Source organism: Celeribacter sp. (genome assembly GCF_048261515.1).
In the GTDB taxonomy this organism is placed as follows: domain Bacteria; phylum Pseudomonadota; class Alphaproteobacteria; order Rhodobacterales; family Rhodobacteraceae; genus Celeribacter.
In genome coordinates, this window is sequence record NZ_JBLXFZ010000011.1 from 35560 (window position 1) to 55545 (window position 19986).

Annotated in this window: 20 protein-coding genes; 5 read left to right on the top strand and 15 right to left on the bottom strand. The window is 57.2% G+C overall.

The window, feature by feature from the left end:
* The first annotated feature begins 4 nt into the window (after nt 1–4).
* Nucleotides 5–598, top strand: a complete 594-nt coding sequence (locus ACN0SC_RS15810; protein WP_417250657.1) for a peptidoglycan-binding domain-containing protein — start codon at nt 5–7, stop codon at nt 596–598.
* Nucleotides 599–684: 86 nt separating this feature from the next.
* On the opposite strand, the gene ACN0SC_RS15815 is transcribed toward ACN0SC_RS15810, so the two are convergent.
* From ACN0SC_RS15815 to ACN0SC_RS15885, 15 genes are all read right to left on the bottom strand, one after another.
* On the bottom strand, nt 685–1053 hold the full coding sequence (locus tag ACN0SC_RS15815; RefSeq protein WP_417250658.1) for a phosphate acetyltransferase: 369 nt from the start codon (nt 1051–1053) through the stop codon (nt 685–687).
* The gene (locus ACN0SC_RS15820; protein ID WP_417250659.1) at nt 1047–1403 is read right to left on the bottom strand and encodes a MaoC family dehydratase; all 357 of its coding nucleotides are present in this window, start codon (nt 1401–1403) and stop codon (nt 1047–1049) included. The genes ACN0SC_RS15815 and ACN0SC_RS15820 overlap by 7 nt, the downstream gene beginning before the upstream one ends.
* Nucleotides 1396–2886, bottom strand: a complete 1491-nt coding sequence (locus ACN0SC_RS15825) for a class I adenylate-forming enzyme family protein (RefSeq protein WP_417250660.1) — start codon at nt 2884–2886, stop codon at nt 1396–1398. Before ACN0SC_RS15825 ends, ACN0SC_RS15820 begins: the two co-directional genes overlap by 8 nt.
* A 5-nt stretch (nt 2887–2891) precedes the next feature.
* Nucleotides 2892–3659, bottom strand: a complete 768-nt coding sequence (locus ACN0SC_RS15830) for an enoyl-CoA hydratase/isomerase family protein (RefSeq protein ID WP_417250661.1) — start codon at nt 3657–3659, stop codon at nt 2892–2894.
* Nucleotides 3656–4255, bottom strand: coding sequence for a TetR/AcrR family transcriptional regulator (locus ACN0SC_RS15835; protein WP_417250662.1), 600 nt, complete (start codon nt 4253–4255; stop codon nt 3656–3658). The genes ACN0SC_RS15830 and ACN0SC_RS15835 overlap by 4 nt, the downstream gene beginning before the upstream one ends.
* Nucleotides 4252–5037 carry an alpha/beta fold hydrolase gene (locus tag ACN0SC_RS15840; protein ID WP_417250663.1) on the bottom strand — a complete coding sequence of 262 codons (786 nt, stop codon included), beginning with the start codon at nt 5035–5037 and terminating at the stop codon, nt 4252–4254. The genes ACN0SC_RS15835 and ACN0SC_RS15840 overlap by 4 nt, the downstream gene beginning before the upstream one ends.
* Nucleotides 5034–6092 (bottom strand): branched-chain amino acid ABC transporter permease, encoded by a 1059-nt coding sequence (locus ACN0SC_RS15845; protein ID WP_417250664.1) that lies wholly within the window; start codon nt 6090–6092, stop codon nt 5034–5036. The genes ACN0SC_RS15840 and ACN0SC_RS15845 overlap by 4 nt, the downstream gene beginning before the upstream one ends.
* A gap of 1 nt (nt 6093) precedes the next feature.
* Nucleotides 6094–7125: a branched-chain amino acid ABC transporter permease gene (locus tag ACN0SC_RS15850; protein ID WP_417250665.1), complete on the bottom strand. Its 1032-nt coding sequence runs from the start codon at nt 7123–7125 to the stop codon at nt 6094–6096.
* Between the two features lies 1 nt (nt 7126).
* The gene (locus ACN0SC_RS15855) at nt 7127–7849 is read right to left on the bottom strand and encodes an ABC transporter ATP-binding protein (RefSeq protein ID WP_417250666.1); all 723 of its coding nucleotides are present in this window, start codon (nt 7847–7849) and stop codon (nt 7127–7129) included.
* The gene (locus tag ACN0SC_RS15860) at nt 7842–8606 is read right to left on the bottom strand and encodes an ABC transporter ATP-binding protein (protein WP_417250667.1); all 765 of its coding nucleotides are present in this window, start codon (nt 8604–8606) and stop codon (nt 7842–7844) included. The genes ACN0SC_RS15855 and ACN0SC_RS15860 overlap by 8 nt, the downstream gene beginning before the upstream one ends.
* A gap of 73 nt (nt 8607–8679) precedes the next feature.
* Nucleotides 8680–9855: a substrate-binding domain-containing protein gene (locus ACN0SC_RS15865; protein ID WP_417250668.1), complete on the bottom strand. Its 1176-nt coding sequence runs from the start codon at nt 9853–9855 to the stop codon at nt 8680–8682.
* Nucleotides 9856–10216: 361 nt separating this feature from the next.
* Entirely contained in the window at nt 10217–11650 is a 1434-nt protein-coding gene (locus ACN0SC_RS15870) for an NAD-dependent succinate-semialdehyde dehydrogenase (RefSeq protein ID WP_417250669.1), read from the bottom strand.
* An 85-nt stretch (nt 11651–11735) separates the two neighbouring features.
* On the bottom strand, nt 11736–13028 hold the full coding sequence (gabT, locus tag ACN0SC_RS15875; RefSeq protein WP_417250670.1) for a 4-aminobutyrate--2-oxoglutarate transaminase: 1293 nt from the start codon (nt 13026–13028) through the stop codon (nt 11736–11738).
* A 78-nt stretch (nt 13029–13106) separates the two neighbouring features.
* Nucleotides 13107–13757 carry a cupin domain-containing protein gene (locus ACN0SC_RS15880; RefSeq protein WP_417250671.1) on the bottom strand — a complete coding sequence of 217 codons (651 nt, stop codon included), beginning with the start codon at nt 13755–13757 and terminating at the stop codon, nt 13107–13109.
* 48 nt (nt 13758–13805) lie between these two features.
* Nucleotides 13806–15356, bottom strand: coding sequence for an acetolactate synthase large subunit (locus ACN0SC_RS15885; RefSeq protein WP_417250672.1), 1551 nt, complete (start codon nt 15354–15356; stop codon nt 13806–13808).
* A 426-nt stretch (nt 15357–15782) separates the two neighbouring features.
* Here ACN0SC_RS15885 and ACN0SC_RS15890 point away from each other — a divergent pair, with 426 nt between their 5' ends.
* From ACN0SC_RS15890 to ACN0SC_RS15905, 4 genes are read left to right on the top strand one after another with little or no spacing between them, the layout of a single operon-like run.
* Nucleotides 15783–16559 (top strand): IclR family transcriptional regulator, encoded by a 777-nt coding sequence (locus tag ACN0SC_RS15890; RefSeq protein ID WP_417250673.1) that lies wholly within the window; start codon nt 15783–15785, stop codon nt 16557–16559.
* Nucleotides 16556–18283 carry a hypothetical protein gene (locus tag ACN0SC_RS15895; protein ID WP_417250674.1) on the top strand — a complete coding sequence of 576 codons (1728 nt, stop codon included), beginning with the start codon at nt 16556–16558 and terminating at the stop codon, nt 18281–18283. The genes ACN0SC_RS15890 and ACN0SC_RS15895 overlap by 4 nt, the downstream gene beginning before the upstream one ends.
* Nucleotides 18283–19005 (top strand): hypothetical protein, encoded by a 723-nt coding sequence (locus ACN0SC_RS15900; RefSeq protein ID WP_417250675.1) that lies wholly within the window; start codon nt 18283–18285, stop codon nt 19003–19005. Before ACN0SC_RS15895 ends, ACN0SC_RS15900 begins: the two co-directional genes overlap by 1 nt.
* A complete protein-coding gene (locus tag ACN0SC_RS15905) occupies nt 19002–19979 on the top strand; it encodes a dipeptidase (RefSeq protein ID WP_417250676.1) in 978 nt (325 codons plus the stop codon). The genes ACN0SC_RS15900 and ACN0SC_RS15905 overlap by 4 nt, the downstream gene beginning before the upstream one ends.
* Nucleotides 19980–19986: the final 7 nt, after the last annotated feature.

Here is a 19986-nt window from a genome sequence, read left to right on the forward strand (position 1 = left end):
TTCCGTGGAAACGCGCCATGCCGATGTGCCATCCTCTCGCTTTCCAGGGATGTGGCAGGAAGGGGTCCTGAGCGGCTATTTCTACCAGATATTTGCCAATCACGAGGCGACCCTGTCTGACGGCCCCCCTGAACCCGACTGGTCGATTTTCATCAGTTGTGGAGATGACATTTGCCAGCAAGATGTATTTGGCCGCATTCCCGAAGGTGCGGATACTGTGGCGGGCCTTCTGGAGAGGTGCTTGACCGACCCTAGGCTGTCGGGCGAAGCCGTGGATCAGGCGCTTGCGGGGCCAGAGATCGATGTGGTCGCCGATGCCGCCGAAGGTGGTGGTGAAGCCGATGCGGTCACTGACAGCGCGATAGAAGTGGTGGATGCGCCGCCTTGCGGTCTCGCCACGCTCCCAGAGGGGACACAGGGCCAAGACTTGCAACGGTTGCTGGTTCTAGCTGGCGCAGACCCTGGTTGGATCGACGGGATCGTTGGTCCCAGAACGCGCAGCGCCATTGCTGAGGTTTTGGGCCCCATAAATGGGCCACTCGACATAGAGCGCACGATTGCCGAATTGGACGCCTTACTGTGTAGCGATGCGCGGTAGCGCGGGGGCTGATCAACGCTGGCTATAGACGCCGCATCCATCAGGCCGCACGCACCTATCGCGCTCTATTACTCAACACAGTGAAATCAGGGTTCAAACGCACCCTCAACGTCCTTTGCCTTAACCAGACTGCGACCCTCGCAAATGACGGTGCCGTCAGGCGCGGTGCAACTGGCCCAAAGGTCCACCAGATGCTTTTCGGGCCGCAAACGGGTTATCTCGACCTTGGCTTCCAAGGCTGTCTCAAGAGGAGCCTCCGCTTTGAAAACCAACTCCTGCTTCAAGTAATTGGTGCCTGCGCCAGGCAGCTTCACTCCCAAGAGGTAGGAGAAGAGCGCCGCGATCAGAGGTTCTGGCACGGTTTGCGAACTGCTCCCGCTCAAGGCAACATAGGCGGCCAAATTCTCTTGGGTATAGCTGCGGGTGATCCGCGCCGATTGTCCAACCTTCAGCATGCAATCACCGCCTCTCCGACCAAACATTCCGCGCCATCCGACGTGCGCGTGGCCAGCATCCGCAACCGACCCGTGTCGTCGTGAAAGACGCGTAGGGTCAACTCTTCCCCGACGAAAGCAGGGTTTGGGAACATCAGGTTTTGGCTTTCCTGCTTCATATCGGCGTCATGGCGTTTGAGCATTCCCCAGAGTTTTGAATAGATCAACATCCCGTGGCTGACGGTCCGCCCGAAGGTCGTTCGGGCGCAAAACACAGGGTCTACATGGATCGCATTGTCATCCCCCGAAACCGCGGCGAAATCATCAAACTCGGCCTGTGTCGGGGTCCATTGTTCCTGCAAATCAATCATCGAATGCCTCCTCGCGCAGCTTGGGTTTGCTGATCTTTCCCGCAGCAGTTCGCGGGAAATCCGTCACGATTTTCACATGCGCGGGAACCTTGTATGCGGCGAGCCGTTCACGGCACCATGGCCGTAGGGTTTCAAGCGAAAGGGTTTGGTTGGGGCGCAATCTTACAAAGGCCGCTCCAACTTCACCCCATTTCTCGTCAGGGACGCCCATAACGGCCGCTTCCAGAATGGCGGGGTGGGCATTGAGGACTTGTTCGACTTCGGCGGGGTAGACGTTTTCGCCACCGGAGATGTACATGTCCTTGATGCGATCAACGATGAAATAGTATCCATCCGCATCCCGCCGCCCGATATCTCCCGTTTTCAGCCAGCCATCCTCGGTAAACGTCTGCTGGGTGGCCTCTGGATTGGCGAAATACCCTGGCGTGACGCCAGGCCCGCGAACCTGCAATTCGCCTGCACCCTCTACACCATCAGGCACCCCAGAAAGGCGTACTTCGACAAGGCTTTGGGGTTTTCCGACAGAGCCGATTTTCTGATCTGCACCAGCCGTATCCATCAAGAAAACGGTGGGGCCCGTTTCTGTCATTCCCATGCCGTTGAGAACCTTGGCGCCATGCTTTGCGAAAAAGTGGATGAGAGGCTCAGGAAGCGGCGCGCCGCCACAGCCACATTTGATCACGGACCAGTCAACCTCGCCAATGTCGGCCATGAGTGACAATTCTTGGTAGACAGCAGGGACGCCGAAAAACTGGTTAATCTCACCCGAAGCCAGAAGGTCGCGCATCGTCTTGGCATCGAACTTTGGAAGGATCGTGGATTTGCCGCCATTCAGGAAAATCGGCAAGGTATAGAGATTGATGCCAGCGGTATGAAACAGCGGCAGGAAGCACACGGCGCGATCCGTGGAGGCGACATCAATGGCTTGCCCGATATTCACCGCGTTGGCCCACGCCATGCGCGCGGTTTGGATCACCGACTTAGGCAGTCCCGTGGTGCCCGAGGTGAACAGGAGATACCACGGGCGCTCGGCGGGCACAGAGGCGTTCAGGGCAGGGCCGCCCTTATTGATCCAGCCTGCGATATCCTGCTCAATCGTCGCGACACGCGCCCCGATGCCTGCGGCGGTTTGCTGGGCTGTGTCGTGGAAGTCCGCATCCGTGAGAATAAGCGAGATGCCCACGGTCTTGAGGGTCTGCACCAACTCCATGACGGGTTGCCGCCAGTTGAGGGGACACAGAATAATCCCTGTCTTCTGGCAGGCAAAAAGCGTGATGAAAAACTCGGCCCTGTTCTGGCATAGGATGGCAATGCGATCGCCTTCTTCGAGGCCCTGCGCCCGCAGCCCCGCCGCTACGCCATTTGCCGAGTCGTTGATCTGGGAAAAGCTCCAATCGCGTCCAGTTGAGCTGTCGTGAAACGCCAAGGCATCAGGGGACAGTTCCGCCCGCTTTGATGCCATATCAGGGATCAAATCAAACATCGTGTTTATCCGCTCTGTTTTAGAAACTGTTCCATACGTGACAGGGTTTCCTGTCGTTCGATCAAGCTGAGGAATGCGGCGGTTTCGGCATCCAGCCCTGCGCGAATGCGCGCTCGCCTGTTCTCATTCCAGAGGATTGATTTTGCAGCCAAAGCCGCGCCTGTATCCATCTCGGCGAACATGGCCAGAAGACGGGTTTCGGGACCTTCATCAACCGCCTGCACCAATCCGATCCGTTGTAGATCGGCGGCCTCATGGCGTTGATTTGCCGAAAGCCAACTCTGCGCAGGCCCCACTCCAATCAGTTCGGGCAGGACAGACGCCCACCCGCCATCGGGCGCAAACCCCATGACTGCGTAGTAGGGCTGTACAAAGGCATCTGGTGCAGCCACGGCGATATCCGAGGCAAACAGAATACCCGCCGAGCCACCTGTCGCAGCACCGCGCAGGGCGCAGGCAAAGAGAACGGGCATTTCGATCATACGGTGGACGAGGTCTTGTAAGACAGGAACGACTTGTTCCGCGTAGCTCTTTGCTTGGCCTTGTTGTGCTGCCTCGAAAAACCGTCCGACATCGCCGCCCGTGGAGAAGTTTCTCCCCCCACAGATCATCGCCTTCTGCGCACCTGACTTTTCCAACGCATCGAATGCAAGGTGCAACTGTGCAAGGAGATCTGGCTCCAACGCATTGGCGCGCGGAGCCACCATCGTGATCTGGAAACAGGGCTCGCCATTGTCCAGCGCCACGGTGTCGTAAGAGATCAAGCTGTTCATGGGGCCAATCCGTCGCAAATGAATTTATGCGCTTCGGTGACGACACGTTCGATGTCTGCCTCTTCTTCTTCCCAAAGCACGAAACGTTCGCCCAAGGTCTTGGCGATCCCCATCAATGCCCATGCGCGCACCTCGGCATCGCCAGGGGAGATTTCGCCTTTCTGGGCAGCCTGTTGCAGTTGCTCTGCATAGGCTTTGCCGAATTCGGTATAATACTCGCGGTAGGCTTCAGGGGCGACGAAGCGCGCTTCCTCGACAATCCGATACTGCATCGGGCGATCCCGCACGACACTCAGATAGGCTTCAAGGCCCGCACGTTCCGCTTCAAGTCGGTCGGTTGCATTTGCAATCCGCGCTTTCGCCTGTGCCCGCGTGGCGTGGCCCATGTCATGCACAAGTTCGCGGAAGATTTCGTCCTTGCTCGAAAAGTAGATATAGAACGTCCCGAGTGCCGTCTGGGCCGCGCGGGTGATATCGGCGATGGAGGCGTCGGCAAAACCCTTTTCGCCGATCACTTGCTCGGCCGCCGCAAGAATCTGGGCGCGGCGCTCCATTCCGCGTTGTGTCTTCGGTTTGGCTGTTGTCGGCTTGGTCATATGGCGTCTTTCTGATCGCAAGATGATGTGTCCAGCGCGTCTTGCGCGATAAAGCGTTTGAGAGCATCGCAAAAGGCACTCGGCTCTTCCAAGTGTGGCGAATGCCCTGAGTTTTCAAAGCTCTCTACGCGCGCCTGTCCAGCTTGTGCGGCAATCCAGTGAGCGGCATCCTGTTTGTAAAGCCTGCTTTGTGCGCCTGAACAGACGAGATAGGGGATGTCTATTCCCGCGATTGTCTGACGTTCATCCATTGCGGTTAGATCATCCCAAAGCGGGCGCAACCGCGCGGGATCTTGCGCAAGCAGGAATGTCTCGACGGCATCGCGGCTCACGATGGGGTCGCTGGAGCGGGCATACATGTTGCGTGCGATACTGCCTGCCATAGCGGGCCATTTCGGAATGATTTTCTCCGACGTGGCAAGAATGGTTTCGGCCGTCCCGCCGAGCAGTCCGAGGCTCCAGTCAGCATCAGGCATCATGCGCGGGCTCATGTCGATGGTTACAAGTCCACGCAGGCCCGATGTGCCGTGCTGTGCGATATAGCGCCACGCGACAGCGGCCCCCATGGACCAACCCACCAGAACGGGACGATCCAGTCGGTCAATCCATTCCTTTGCGACCTCCGCGCAGTTCTCAAGGCTCGGCTCGTCCTGCGCGCGGCTCCCGTGCCCGGGAAGGTCTGGTGCATGGCAGGCAAACGCGGGGCCCAGTCGGCTGGCCAGATCATCGAAATAGGCGCCGCTCATGGCCCAGCCATGCAGGAAGAGGACAGGGATAGTCACGATGCACGTCTTTCACGAAGCCGACCGACGATGCCTGTGGGGAAGAAATAGACGCTCAGGATGAACAGAATACCCAACCACATCAGCCAGCGATCCGGGTTCAGAAGGTCGGGGATCAATGGCAGTCCCGCCGTTGCCTCGGAGGCGCCGCCCATCAGGTTTTGCAGGTAGGTTTGCGCCAGAATGAACAGGGTCGCCCCGATCACCGCGCCATACATCGTGCCCATGCCTCCGATAACGACCATCAGGAGAATATCGAGCATAATCTCGAAGCTCAGCGTCGTATCTGGCCCAACGTAACGGATCCAGATCGCAAAGAGGCTACCAGCCAGTGCCGCAATCGCCGCCGACATGCAGGTCGCGATCGTGCGATACCACACCACGCGATACCCGATGGCTTCGGCACGAAAATCGTTTTCGCGGATCGCTTGCAGCACCCGCCCGAAGGGAGAGTTTACAACGCGTAGAAGCAGGAGGAACAGGATCACGGAAGAGATCAAAACGAGGTAGTAATTCAATACCTTCCCGTTGATCGACGTTCCCATGAATTCGCCCATGCGATTGGCCGAGGTCAGGGCGCGCGGGATCTTGTAGGTCAGGCCGTCTTCGCCCCCAGTGATGCTAGAGAACTGCGACACCAGAACCGCGACAGCTGACGCCACCGCCAATGTGATCATGGCAAAGAAAATCGCGCGCACTCGCAAGCTGAACAGCCCGATCAACAGGGCCAGCACAATCGCCGCAAGCGCGCCGACCACGGACCCGATCAGCAGCGCATCAAAGCCACGTCCCATGTGGGTCGAGGTCAGGGCGACGCCATAGGCGCCAAGGCCGAAGAACATAGTGTGCGCAAAGCTGACAATACCGCCATAGCCAAGCAGCAGGTCGTAGCTCGCGGCAAGCACGATGAAGATGCAGATCCGTGCCGCGGTATCGAGCGGGCGGACCCCGTCAAAGATGAAGGGCGCACCGACCAGACAAATCAGGATTCCCAGCAAGATCACGGTGAGAACGGGAGAGCGCGGTTTGTCCCCTGAAAGAAGTTTGAGGATCATCTTATTTCGCCTTTACAACTGGCAGCATGCCTTGCGGCCGCCACATCAGGATTGCTGTCATCAGCGCGATGTTTGAAACAAGCGCGAGCTTGGGTTCGAGATATGCAACGTAGTTTTGCAAAACACCCACGAGCAACGCGCCGATAAACGCGCCTTCCACCGATCCGAGCCCGCCGATGATGACCACGATGAAGATCAGAACCATCATCTCTTCGCCCATGCCTGCGGTGATAACCTCTTGGTAAAGGCCCCACATCACGCCGCCCAAACCTGCCAGTGCGGACCCTGCGATGAACACGCCGATAAAAACCATGCGCAGGCGATATCCGAGCGCTTCGACCATTGGCCCGTTCTCAACGCCCGCGCGGACGATCAGGCCGATCTTGGTGCGGCGCAGGATCATTCGCATGACGACGAACAGGACCAGTCCGATCCCGACGGCCATGAGGCGGTATTTCTCCATGGCCGCACCAAGGAAAGTGACTGCGCCTTTGAGTGTTTCGGGGCGATTGATGAAAATTTCGTCAGGCCCCCAGATGACGTGGATCAACTGTTCAATCACGATCAATCCGCCAACGGTTACGAGGATCTGCTTGAGGTGGGTGCCATAGACGGGCTTCACGATGACCCGTTCAAACCCCCATCCCAATGCGCCTGTGGCGACCATAGCCGCAACGACAGCCAGAAAGACGGCGGTCATATTCAGGAGTAGGGAGGCCGTGCCCGTCCACTCGCCCAATGCGATCAGAACCGAGATGCCGACAAAAGCCCCGACAGAGATAAAGGCGCCGTGTCCGAAGTTGATCACATCCATCAGACCAAAGACCAACGTCAGGCCTGATGCCATGATGAAAAGCATCATCCCCATGGCCAGCCCTGAGACCGTCAAGGTCAGCCACGATGACGGCGCGCCAATCGCGAAGAAGCCGAGCAAAATCAGGATAGGGACCAGCAAGATGGGCATCATCTTTATCAGACGATCCTTCATGCTGATGCGCGCGAAAGTCGGTGTATGAACAGGAGCAGCGGTCATATCAATGCGCCTCCATCGTCAGACCCATCAGACGTTCCTGAAGGTCTTTGTTTTCAGCCAGTTCGGACATGGCTCCATTCCAGATCACCCGTCCGTCATCCATGACGGCAGCGGTGTCGCCCAGTGCCTTGGCAACCGAGAAGTTCTGTTCCACCAGAAGGATGGACGCGCCTTGCGCTTTCAACTCGCGCAATGCTTGGGCCATTGTGGACACAATCGCGGGTGCAAGTCCTTTGGTCGGTTCGTCAATCAGGTAGAATTTTCGATCTTCCGCCATCGCACGGGCAATCGACAACATTTGCTTCTGTCCGCCAGAAAGATTGCCCGCCTCGCTGTGCCAGAAGGTCTTTAGAGCGGGGAAGGCGGTCAGAAGCCATTCCTTGCGCTCTGGGTCCAATGGCCCGGATGAGCATCCAAGCACCATGTTTTCCTCGACGGTCAGGTCGCTGAAAATGCCCATGTCTTCGGGAACAAAGCCGATACCCGCCCGCGCACGCGCCGATACGGAGAGGCCCGTGATATCTTTCCCGTCGTAGATAATCTTGCCAGACTTGGCGGCCCATTGGCCCATGATGGATTTCAGGGTGGTGGTCTTTCCGGCGCCATTTCGACCCAGAAGCATCGTCACCTGACCGCGTGGCACGTTTAGGTCCACACCTTTGAGAATGTGGTATTGCGCAATATCCGTGTAGAGCCCTTCGAGGGATAGGATCATGTCAGACATGGTCTAGCTCCTTGCCAAGATAGGCTTCCTGAACCACTGCGGAGGCCATGACCTCGGCCGGAGCCCCATCTGCCGCAAGCGCGCCATTGTGCAAAACAATGATACGGTCGGCGAGGCTGCGGATGACATCCAGCTTGTGTTCGACCAGAAGAACCGTGCGCGTGCGATCCTCTTTGATTTCCGCGATAAGATCCAAAATCACAGGGGCCTCATCCACGCTCATGCCCGCTGTTGGCTCATCAAACATATAGACCAAGGGATCCAATCCGATCAGAAGCGCCACTTCCAGTTTGCGCTGATCCCCGTGTGAAAGCTCAGACACCAGTTGGTCTTTCTGATTGTCCAGGCGGACCCGTTCGAGAATGGCCATTGCCGCGGTGGTCAACTCGGTATGGCTGTCCGCCATGGAAAACAGGCCAAACCCTTTGTGCTGCTGCGACTGGATCACCAGACGTACATTCTCCAGTGCCGACAGGCTAGGGAACAGGTTGGTTAACTGAAAGGCGCGGCCAATCCCGCGACGGCACCGATCCGCAACGCCAAGGCGCGTGATGTCCTCGCCTTGCAGCTTCACCGTGCCCGAACTGGCAGGAATTTGTCCTGAGATTAAGTTGAAATAGGTTGTTTTGCCTGCGCCGTTCGGCCCCACGATGGCGGTTAATTCACCCGCGTGGAAACTTGACGAAACCGCATCGACAGCCACATGGCCACCGAAACGCACAGTGAGTGCGTCCGTTTCAAGAAGTGTCTTGGTCATTGAGCTTTTCCCTATCCCCGAGCCGCACGGTTGGCCGCTCGGGGTTGTCTAGGAATGGAACAAGTGGCGCGTGCTACTTGTTGCGGATCGGGATGTTCATCTCGTCCATGCCGATCTCACGAACCAGAACGGGCACACCGTAGTCCTTGCCGTCCTGAATTTCGGTGCGGAAGTGATACATGGATTGCAGCGCCTGATGATCGTCTTCGCGGAATTTCATCGTGCCTTTGGGTGTTTCCCAAGTCATGCCTTCCATGGCTTCGATCAGCGCCTCTGTATCGTCGGCACCACCCGCCTTCTTGATCGCCTCAACGATTGCAAGGCCTGCTGCCATACCGCCAGCGGTGAAGAAATCCGGCGGGCTGTCGAAGCGTTCGAAGTGGGTTTCGACCAGCCACTCGTTGATCGGGTTTTGCGGGATTTCGTAGTAGTAGTAGGTCGCACCTTCCATGCCAGGAATTTCTTTGTAGGCCGTCAGTGCCGCCAGAATATTCCCGCCAGTCGCGATCTCGATCCCAAAGCGATCAGGTTCCATCGCATTGATTTTGCTCATCGGGTTGCCGCCACCAGCCCAGATGATGAAGAGTTTCTTGTCGCCCTCAAGGTCGGCCATGGAGTTGAAAATCCGCTCCGCCGCCGCGGTGAAGTCCGTGGTGTCGGTGGGGACATATTCCTCATGTGCGACCGTCGCGCCCGTGGCTTCAAGCGCCTCTTTGAAGGCTGCCACGCCATCGCGGCCGAATGCATAGTCCTGCGCCAGTGTCGCAACGACCACATCCTCGCCACCCAAGGCAACGGCGTTGGAAATCGCATCCTGTGAAGAGTTGCGGCCCGTGCGGAAGAGATACGGATTGTAGTTTTCACCTGTAATCGAATCCGCGACCGCAGGTTCGACGATCAGAATGCGCTCGTATTCTTCGGCAACGGGCAGCATCGCCAGAGCAACACCAGAACTCACGGGACCAACGGCGATATGGGCATCATCGTCGCCAAAGGCCTCTTCTAGCTGGACGCGCCCGATATCGGGTTTCAGCTGGGTGTCTTTTTCGATCAATACGATCTTCTCGCCATTGATCTCCATCGTGCCGTCCGTGGCGTACTCAAGGCCCAGCATCAAGCCATTGTGCGACTGCGCCGCATAGGCCTCAAGGGCTCCGGTTTTACCATAGACATGGGCAATGCGGATTTCGGCAGTGGCCGCTGATGACATCAATGCGGCAGCCGCCGTCAACGTAAATAGACGCAACATGTGCGCTCCTCCCTATTTGTTCTCCTCGCAAGAAATGAAACATGAATCAGTATTCATGTCAACTGCGAGAGACGCCATGGAAACGCTTGCCTGTTTTACGAAGGTCAACATGGGCGCTTGCCGCACGATTAAGCGGGCAGGGCGGTGTGGTTGCGTTAGTCTGGGATGATCGTAGGTCTGGGATGTGCTAGCGGGTTCTTGATTGTATGAGGTTGCCCGCGGTGGAACGGTTCAATTGGTCCACGGCCCGCACGTTCAAATAAAGTAGGCGGGGCAAGCTGTTGCTCGTCCCGCCCGAAAATCACGCGAAATGTGTCCATTACAGGTTCAAAAGGTTCCCACGACAGTTGCTCTGAAAGTATCAGTCCAAGCGGGACACAAACCTTGTGTCAAGATAGGCCTCAATTGCTTCTGACCCGCCTTCTGTTCCGATGCCAGAGTCCCCGATGCCGCCAAATGGGACTTCGGGGAGGGCTAGTCCGAGATGGTTGATCGTCAGCATTCCCGCGCGGACTTCGTTTTGTAGGCGCGTTGCGGTCTCGGAAGAGGCGGTAAAGGCATATGATGCCAAGCCAAAGGGGAGTCGGTTCGCTTCCTCCAATGCGGCATCCGTCGTGTCGAAACGGTTGATCACTGCAACGGGTCCGAACGGTTCATCGTTCATAATGTCTGCGTCGGTCGGAACGTCGCAGAGCACTGTGGGCTCGAAAAACCAACCGGCGTTGCCTATACGTTTGCCGCCCGTCGCCAATGTCGCGCCGCGCGACACGGCATCGTCGATCATTTTTTCGAGCGCTGGAATGCGGCGATCATTAGCAAGCGGCCCCATGTCGTTTTCAGGATCATTGCCGGGGCCCACACGAATAGCTTCTGCCGCCTTTACAAAGCGCTCGGTAAACTGATCCGCTATGCTGTCTTGCACAAGAAACCGTGTTGGCGAGACGCAAACCTGTCCTGCGTTGCGGAATTTGTGGGTTGCCATCATGGCAACGGTCTTCTCGACATCGGCGTCTTCAAAGACCAGAACTGGGGCATGGCCGCCCAGTTCCATCGTCGCCTTCTTCATGTGGGCGCCAGCAAGCGCTGCCAGTTGTTTGCCCACGGGGGTTGAGCCCGTGAAGGATATTTTGCGGATTACCGGGTGAGGAATAAGGTAGCCCGAGATTTCTGCGGGGTCGCCGTAAACGAGATTGGCAACACCAGCGGGCAGGCCAGCATCGGCAAAGCAACGGATCAACTCAACGGGAGAGGCGGGTGTTTCTTCAGCTCCTTTGATGATGATGGAGCAGCCAGCGGCCAGCGCGGCCGACATTTTGCGCACCATTTGATTGATCGGGAAGTTCCACGGTGTGAAGGCGGCGACGGGGCCGACGGGCTGTTTGATGGTGATCTGTGTCACGCCTGCCTGTCGTGCGGGGATGACCTGACCATATGTGCGGCGGGCCTCTTCGGCGAACCAGTCGATCACATCTGCGGCGGCCAGAACTTCCATACGGGATTGGGCGTTTGGCTTGCCCTGTTCGGTGGTCATGATGTCCGCGATCGTGTCGCAGCGCTCGCGCACAAGATCGGCCGCGCGGCGCATGAGTTTGTAACGGTCAAATGCACCAGTTTCAGACCACACTTTGAACCCTTCGCTGACGGCGTCGAGTGCAAGGTCCAGATCGGCGATACTGGCATGGGCGACACGGCCGACTTCGCTGGCTGTCGCGGGGTCGATCACGGGCAGGGTGCGACCATCCTTGGCCGGGGTCCATGTGCCATTGATGAAAAGCTCGGTGTTTGGGTAGCTCATGGGCGTGTCCTTTTTTGTTGGGCTCCCGACAGGCTGCTGGGGCGCAAGTGAGGGCTCGGCAACAGGTCGAGCTCGCTCGCTATTCTTACTTGGATTTGTGGGCGTCAAGAGCCGCAGTGATCGATGCACACATGATAGAGATGCCTTCATCAAGAGTGTCGTCTTCAATCGTGAGTGCGGGGAGTAGGCGTACCACGTTGTATCTGGTCCCACAGGACAGAAGGATCACGCCGCGTTTTTGTGCTTCCGCGACAATTGCGTTGCACAATTCCGGAGATGCGCGGGACGGGTCGCCGTCCTCGACCAGTTCAAAGGCAACCATTGCGCCAAGGCCGCGAATGTCACCGATTTCCCGATAATCGCCCGCCATTTGGGTGAGTGCATCCTTCAAACGTGTGCCAATCGCATCGGCTCGTGCACAAAGATCTTCCTCGTTGATCACATCAAGCACAGCATTGGCCGCGGCGACCGCCAAAGGGTTGCCCGCATAGGTGCCGCCAAGGCCGCCAGCGTGAGGCGCGTCAACCAAATCAGCCCGACCAACTACGGCAGAGATAGGCAGCCCTCCGCCAAGTCCTTTGGCCAGAGTAACTAGGTCCGGTTTCACTCCTGAATGCTCGCCAGAGAGCATGCGACCCGTGCGGGCCATGCCGCCTTGGACCTCATCCATGATGAGAACGATGCCGTGCTGGTCGGCAATGGTGCGCAATGCCTTGAGGAAGGCGGGAGGCGCAACCACGAAGCCACCTTCGCCTTGAACCGGTTCCACAATAAATGCAGCAACGTCGTCGGGGGCGATATCGCTGGCGAGGATCAGCTCAAGCCCACGGATCGCTTCGTCGACGGAGATGCCCAGATACTCGTTGGGGAAGGGGGCGTGATAGATATCGCCAGGCAGAGGGCCGAAGCTGGTTTTATAGGGTTTTGCCTTACCAGTCAGGGCCATCCCCATGGCTGTGCGACCATGGAAGGCGCCGCCAAAGGCGATGACGCCAGGGCGGCCTGTCGCTGAGCGGGCAATCTTGATTGCGTTTTCAACGGCCTCTACCCCGGTTGTCAGGCACAGCGATTTATTGGGGGCGCCTGTATCAATGAGATCGTTCAAGCGCTCACAAAGTTGAACATAGCCTTCCGAGGGGCCGACATGAAAGCAGGTGTGTGTGAAGAGGTCCGCTTGTTTTGCAACGGCCTCCATGACCTTGGGGTGGCAATGGCCCGTATTGGTGACGGCAATCCCTGCGGTAAAATCAATAAAGCGCGTGCCATCAACGTCCCAAAGCTCTGCGTTTTTCGCGTGGTCGACATAAATGGATTTACCAGCAACGCCGCGGGACACGGCGGACCGACGGCGAGCCTCGAGGGCAGTATTGTGAGACATGGGAATCCTCTTTTCTTGACACGCTTCGAGGATTATCACTGCTTAAAATTTCAAGCAATAAATAAAGTATATGTTCTTCTAAAGATAGGGCGGAGTGCAGGCGGAAATGACTATTGTTGGGCCGTCATGCACATTTTTGAAGCGATGTGGAAGGCGTGAATCGAACAGGTACGACTCGCCTTCGTGCAGGACGCGAACCTCATCTCCAACCGTTACTTCCAGTGCGCCCTGAATGACAACGCCGCCTTCTGTGGAGAAGTGGTCTATCATGTTTTCACCAGTATCAGCACCAACTTCATAGGTCTCATGCAGGATTTGAAGGTTGTGTTTGCGGGCGTCGCCGATCTGGCGGAATGACATCCGTCCAGTGCTTTCCGACATCCCCGTTGCGGGCAGCTTTGATGTGAGGTCGAGTAGGTCGTCCTTGCCGAAGAACGGGCCTTCAGGCGTACTTCGCTCCCCTTCAAAGAAGTCCCCCATCGTCAAATTTAGGCCGGATAGAATTTTGCGCAAAGTTGCGATCGAAGGGCTGGATTTGTTCTGCTCGATGATCGAGATCTGTGCGTGGGGGACGCCGGCGCGCTCTGCCAGACGTCGTTGCGAATAGCCCGCAGATTTGCGCATGGCGAGCAGGCGCGCGCCGATATCAAACGTTGAGTCATTCATGGCTAAACCTCGTTGTGCAGTGGGGGCGCATAAGTCTTGGATTGTGCGCGCCTTTTGGAGCATACGAAGGTCGCGGATTTGCGTAAAGGCGTTCGCGAAAGCACGGGGTGATCACATTCTGGCTTCGATCAGTGTGGGCCCTTTGGTTGCCATCGCCTGCGCGATGGTTCTGCTTAATGTTCCCGCATCCGTGACCTGTTTGGCCGTGACGCCGTGACCCTCGGCCAGTTTCACCCAGTCCAGTGCCGGCTCGTCCAAACTCATGAGGGGGAGTGTGGAGTCTGTTGGGGAGCCTGCACCGATCTTGGACATCTCGTTTGCCAGAATGCGATAGCTGCGGTTGGCGAGAATCACGACCGTTACGTTGAGGTCGTATCGTGCCATGGACCAGAGTGCTTGCAATGTATAGGCCGCTGAGCCGTCGCCTGTGACGCAAAGAACGGGTCGATCAGGGCAGGCCACCGCCGCGCCAACTGCGACGGGCATGGAGTAGCCAATGGAGCCGCCGCGATTGTTGAGCCAGTCATGCGGAGCGGCTGCAGCGCATTCAGCGTACATATGCAGCCCGTTCGTGATCGTTTCATCGACAACGATGGCATTTTCTGGAAGCGCCGTTGCAACGGCGCAGCCCAAAGTTTGAGATGTAATTGGTGCGGCATCGTCAAACTCTGAAATTGTTAAGTCTACGGGGTCTTGCGTGGTAGCCTCTGTGCCGAGCGCGTCCGTGATGGCCTGTAGCGCTGCCTCGACATCAGCCAGCGGCGGCGCGAGCTCAATCACGTCCGTGCCTTCGGGGAGAAGCAGGCTGGGGCGGTTCGGGTATGCGAAGAAGGCAACTGGCGTGCGTGCACCGACAAGGACCGCCTTGGATAGTCCTTTGAAAGCTTCTGTCGCAAAGTCCACATGGAAAGGCTGGCGCTTCAATGGAGGTGTGTTCTTGCCGCGCGACATGCGGGAAACGGTAGGTTCGGTGAACACACGGCAGCCCGTCGCCGTGCCGATGGCCTGAGCAAGCTCGGCCATGCGGGAGGTGATATGGGGGGCGCCGATGATCAGTGCTGCGTTGTCGCCCGCCTTGAGGGAAGTGATGACGTTTGGGAGTGCTTCGTCATTCATTGTAGGCGCGGGGACTGGTGCGCGTGTTTTGGTGCTTTCTTGGGCGGGCGACCATGCAACGTCGTTGGGGACGATCATTGTGGCGACGCGATCTTTTGGTCCTGAGATGGCAGACATCATCACGGTGACATCAGAGGCAATGGTGTCGGCGCTCTTTGTGCTTACAACGTAATCGGAAACGGTGCGGGCCATGCCTGCGATGTCGGTGGTCAATGGCGCGTCCATTTCCAAGTGATAGGTGGCGTGCTCCCCGATGATATTAATGACTGGGCTGGCTGCTTTGCGCGCGTTGTGCAGGTTTGCCATCCCGTTTGCCAGTCCAGGTCCGAGGTGCAGCAGGGCGGCTGCGGGCCTTCCCGCCATGCGGGCAAAGCCGTCGGCCGCACCCGTTGCCACACCCTCAAACAGGCAAAGATGTAGATCAATGCGGCGCTCCCGTCCGAGTGCTGAGAGCAGATGCATTTCCGTGGTGCCGGGATTTGCAAAGCAAGTATCCACGCCGTGATCGGCAAGAGTGGCTGCGAGGATGTCGGCGCCGTTGGTCATGTGGTGCTCCGTGAGATGTGTGGCTTCGGGGTGGGAAAGCGAGTCATTGCGAACATTGCGAGGAGCGAGTGAGGTGTCAATAATTTTAAGCAAGAACGCACTCTTTGTTGCGGGCCACCAAAATCCAAAGTTCTTACCGCTCCCAATAAAATGGCGAAAAACACAAGTTTTAGGCTCATTGATCGGAGTTTTCTCGAATCTTCCCGCGGGACGTCGGGTAGGTTGAGCGAGATTCGGCGTGAGATTCGCTTAAAAAAACATCCACATTGATCGCTTTGTGCGCGTGGCGTGGGCAAAAAGTCTGCTTCTCTCTGTGGGTTACGATTTTTTGGAGGTTTGTATTTGACAGAGCGAAAACTCGGCCAATATCGTATTCATAAATAATACAGTGTATTGATATAAAATACACAAAACGGGAGTATCAAATTGGCTGAGCAAGACGCACAGACCGCGGATCAGGGTGCAAAGGTCTCGGGAGGCGTGCGCCCGTTGACAACGGCGCTAAAGACACTTGAGCTCCTCAACTTCTTTTCGAACCAGTCTTCTCCTACTCGTTTGGCGGATGTCGCGCGTGAGAACGGCCTTTCTCGAGCGACGGCCTATCAGCGGCTCATCACACTCGTTGAGGCGGGATGGCTTGATCAGGATACGAACGGAGCATACCGCCTGACGATGTTTGCAACGCGCCTTGCTGCGGCGGCACTGGAGCAGGCGGACCTTGGGACTCGCGTTGAGCCAGTACTCGGGCGTCTGGCCAATCGCATCAACGAGACTGTTTCTTTGGCGGTTATCGACCGTGGCTTGCCCTGCATCGTTGCGCGGGTTGAGGTGAATACGCCTCTGCGCGCAGAGCAGCGGATCGGAACGTTTCTGTCGCTGGATGGGTCCGCATCGGGTCGTGTGCTTTGTGCCTTTGCTCAAGAGCACGCGCTGGAGCACTTGCGTGCTGGTGCGCATTCCCTGCCCAGTGAAGAAACAATGCAGAAAGTGCGCGAGGACGGTTTTGCGGTTTCGTCAGGTTACACCCATTCGGGCGTTATCGGTTTGGCGGTGCCCGTGTTCGATGCGCATCAGAAAATTGTCGCGGCTGTATCTCTGGTTCAGCCTGAGGGGCGTTTTGATCTCGCTTTGACCAAGGCTCCGATGATCGAGGCGGCAACCGAGATATCCACACTTTTGCAAGGGACAAAAGACAGAAAATGAATGCTGTTCTTCATCAATACGAAAGTAACGGGCGACCAACTCTGCGAAATTGGCAGGAAGTTATGCGTCCCGAGCGGCTCGCCGCCATGCAGCCAAGTCGGCTGAGTGGCACATGGGCAATGATGAACCGTATGATTTCCGAACGTTGGGATATTCGGCTGGAGCGCATGGATGTCGATGCGGACGCTCGTGGAACAATCGTTTACTCCATTCGGGCGGGTTCTGAACCTGACGCCAAGCAGTTCAGCTTTATCGCATTTTCCTCGCCGCCAAGTCTCCAGGCGCGCACAGGACGGATCATCGGGCGCTCATGGGACATGATGGGCACGCTCAACGAGGGGCCTGCGATGGAGGAAGATATCGAAAGCGCGCGTCGCGAAATCCCGTTGCTCTATAGAGGGCGGGCCACGCCGAATGCTCTGGTCTGGTGCCGTTCCAACCGCTCGATGCGGGTGTTCAACGCAACCCTTGAGGCACTTGCTGAGGGGCGGCAGCCGAAAATCGAAGATTTAAACTCTGTCTGTTACCTTATGCGCAATACTGGATTGGATGGAAACGGCACGTTCGGTACGCGATCGTTTCCGTCCTTGGGGCAGGACCATCCGCTCGGTGGCGTGCTAGAGGCCCAGCTTTTGAACGCCTACCTGATGCGCGAGTTATCATGCGACCTCGTGGAACATCTGGCCAAGCAACGCTCGGAAAAGGCAGTGCCGCTGGACCCTGAGATCAGGCGCTATCTCGGGGTCGGTAACGGCTCGGCTCTGGGTTTGATTTTCTTTATCCAGAAGCACCCGCGACTGCTGGATTCATGGATCAGGGCAAGGGAGGAAGCCGTCGCGGCGGCACTCGCTCTTGAGCTAGGGCAGGGTGATCCGAGGATCGCGAGCCTTTGCGACCTATTGCGCAAGGTGGTGAAATTCCGCCGTGAAGATCAGATGATGTATGAAACCTTCGCATCATCGGCGCAGGTCGCGGATGAACTGGAAGCTCTCCTCCCGCGCCTCGAAGCCTTGGGCGAAACGGGATTGCTCGATGATAGTGAGGCGCAATATCCGTTAGACCGTCTGGCGCTCGAACTGGCCGCCGAATGCGCACCGGAAAGCTACGAGACTTTCCTATCGCTGATCATGGAGTTGGTCCCCGAAGCTGCCGATGCAGGTTTGAGGAAGGTGTCTGGCAAGGATGAACTTGTCATTGATCCCTGCGCTACGGTGGCTGATCTACGGGAACTGGTGCGTTCGCAATACGCTTGGGCGCTGGATATAGATATGCAGGCCGAGGGTGCGCAGGATTATATCTGGTACAAGTCCGAAACCGCAGAAGAACCCCGTCGCGGTCTGCGCTCCGAGGTTCCTGAAGCGCGTGATCTCGCCATTGATCTGCCGAGCGGAATGCAGCGTCTGATGCGCGATTTGAATGCAGCTCCCGACGATCAGAAAATGTCACGCTTTCTGTTGCGGCATCCTGAGCACCGGCTGTTTGTTGCTCGTGTCCAAAGCCTTGTCGGCACTCATTTTCACACGCCAATGGCCAATATCAATGCCGCGGACTTTGTTCCGATTGATCTCGTGCGCCTGATGAACGTGGCCTTCCACGGCATCGACAAAACCCGCGACTATTTGCAACGAAACCTGCGCGGCGTGTTGTTTCAGGGCGCTCCGACACGGGACGACCTGCGCAACGGTAACGGTACAAACTGGTTTTTCCCAGGAGAACCCCGCTAATGACCAATCAAATCCTACGTGTGATGCCGCGAGAAATGCGGCTTATGTCGGAACGTATCCTGTCTTTGACAGCCTTGCCGAAGGGCTTCGCTCTGATGGTCGGAGATGTTGTGATGTATTCGGAAGCCATGGGTTTCGGCGGCTTTCAATTGTTAATGGACCGGATCGACACGCTGTTGCCTTCTGATCCGTCAATACTGACTATGAAAGAAAGGAAAAACGGCCGTTTTGTGCTGGATGGCGGCGGGCTGCATGCGTGGTTTGCGGTGCCTTCTGTTCTGGACCTTCTCGAAGAGGCTCTGGGTGATTGCGACGAAGCGTCTGTTGAAATCGTGAATGTCATGGATGTCGAGGAAACCGGCATCGCGGAGGGACTAGGAGCGCGCTCTGGTTTGAGCGTCGAGGTAGATGGGTCGAGTATTCGCGCCCGAAAGGCACCTCCGTCGGACCCCGTGCTTGACAAGGTCATGGATGACGGGTGCCCGATTGCTGCCGACCTTTGGTGGTCGGTTTGGGCCAAAGCGCAAACGGCGCTGACGCCTGACAGCCCTGTGTCGCGCCGTCATGCGGGCGTCAACATTGTGACAGACGACGGTCAGATTATCGGTCGGACCGACAACGACGACGATACCGACGCCAGCTTTATTGCCTCGCCCCAAGTCGAGACAGATCGCAAGGCAATTTCTGACATTTCCCATACAACCGAGAGCACGAACCCATGATGATAGACGGATTGCAATGTGGTCATTTCGACCGCGAGTCCTTTGTGAAACTGAAAGCCGCGGGCGTACATGGCGTGGTTGTGACCTGCGGGTTTTGGGAAGGCGCTCTCGAAAGCCTTGATAGCTTAGGGCAGTGGCGTGACCTCATTCGAGGGAACGACGACGTTGCAGCCTTTGCCTATACGCCCGAGGACATCACGCGCGCGGCGGAAGAGGGGAAGGTTGCGGCCATCCTCGGCTATCAGAACGCGAATCTTTTCGAAGGCCGCATTCGTCTGGTTGAGATGTTCGCGGAACTGGGCGTGCGTGTGGTGCAACTGACCTACAACAACCAGAACGAACTCGCGGGAAGTTGCTATGAGGACGAAGACAGCGGTTTGGCGCGCTTCGGCCGTCAGGTCATCACCGAAATGAACCACCACGGTATTTTGATTGATTGCAGCCACGTGGGTGACAAGTCGACGCTTGATGCGATCGAGGCCAGCGAAAAACCTATTGCCGTTACCCATGCCAATGCCGCCAGCCTGTTTCCGCACAAGCGCAACAAATCCGACAAGGTTCTGCACGCGCTGAAGGAAACCGGCGGTGTCATCGGATGCGCGGCTTATCGGAACATCACGGGCGACTATTACTCGGGGCCGATTGAACAATGGTGCGAAATGATTGCGCGCACTGTTGAAATCGCGGGCATCGACAGTGTGGCCATTGGCACAGACCGCAGCCACAATTTCACCAAGCCTGACTATGACTGGATGCGTATGGGGCGCTGGACCCGCGAGGTCGATTACGGCGCGGCGTCTGCTGCCCGACCAGGTAAGGCACCGCCGCCCGATTGGTTCCATACGCTCGAAGACATGCAAATTATTCCAAACGGCCTCCGTAAAGTGGGTTTCTCAGAAGAAGAGGTCGACAAAATCACCCACGGCAACTGGTTGCGTCTTTATGGCGAGACCTTTCCAAAATCCAACAAGTAGGAGGAAT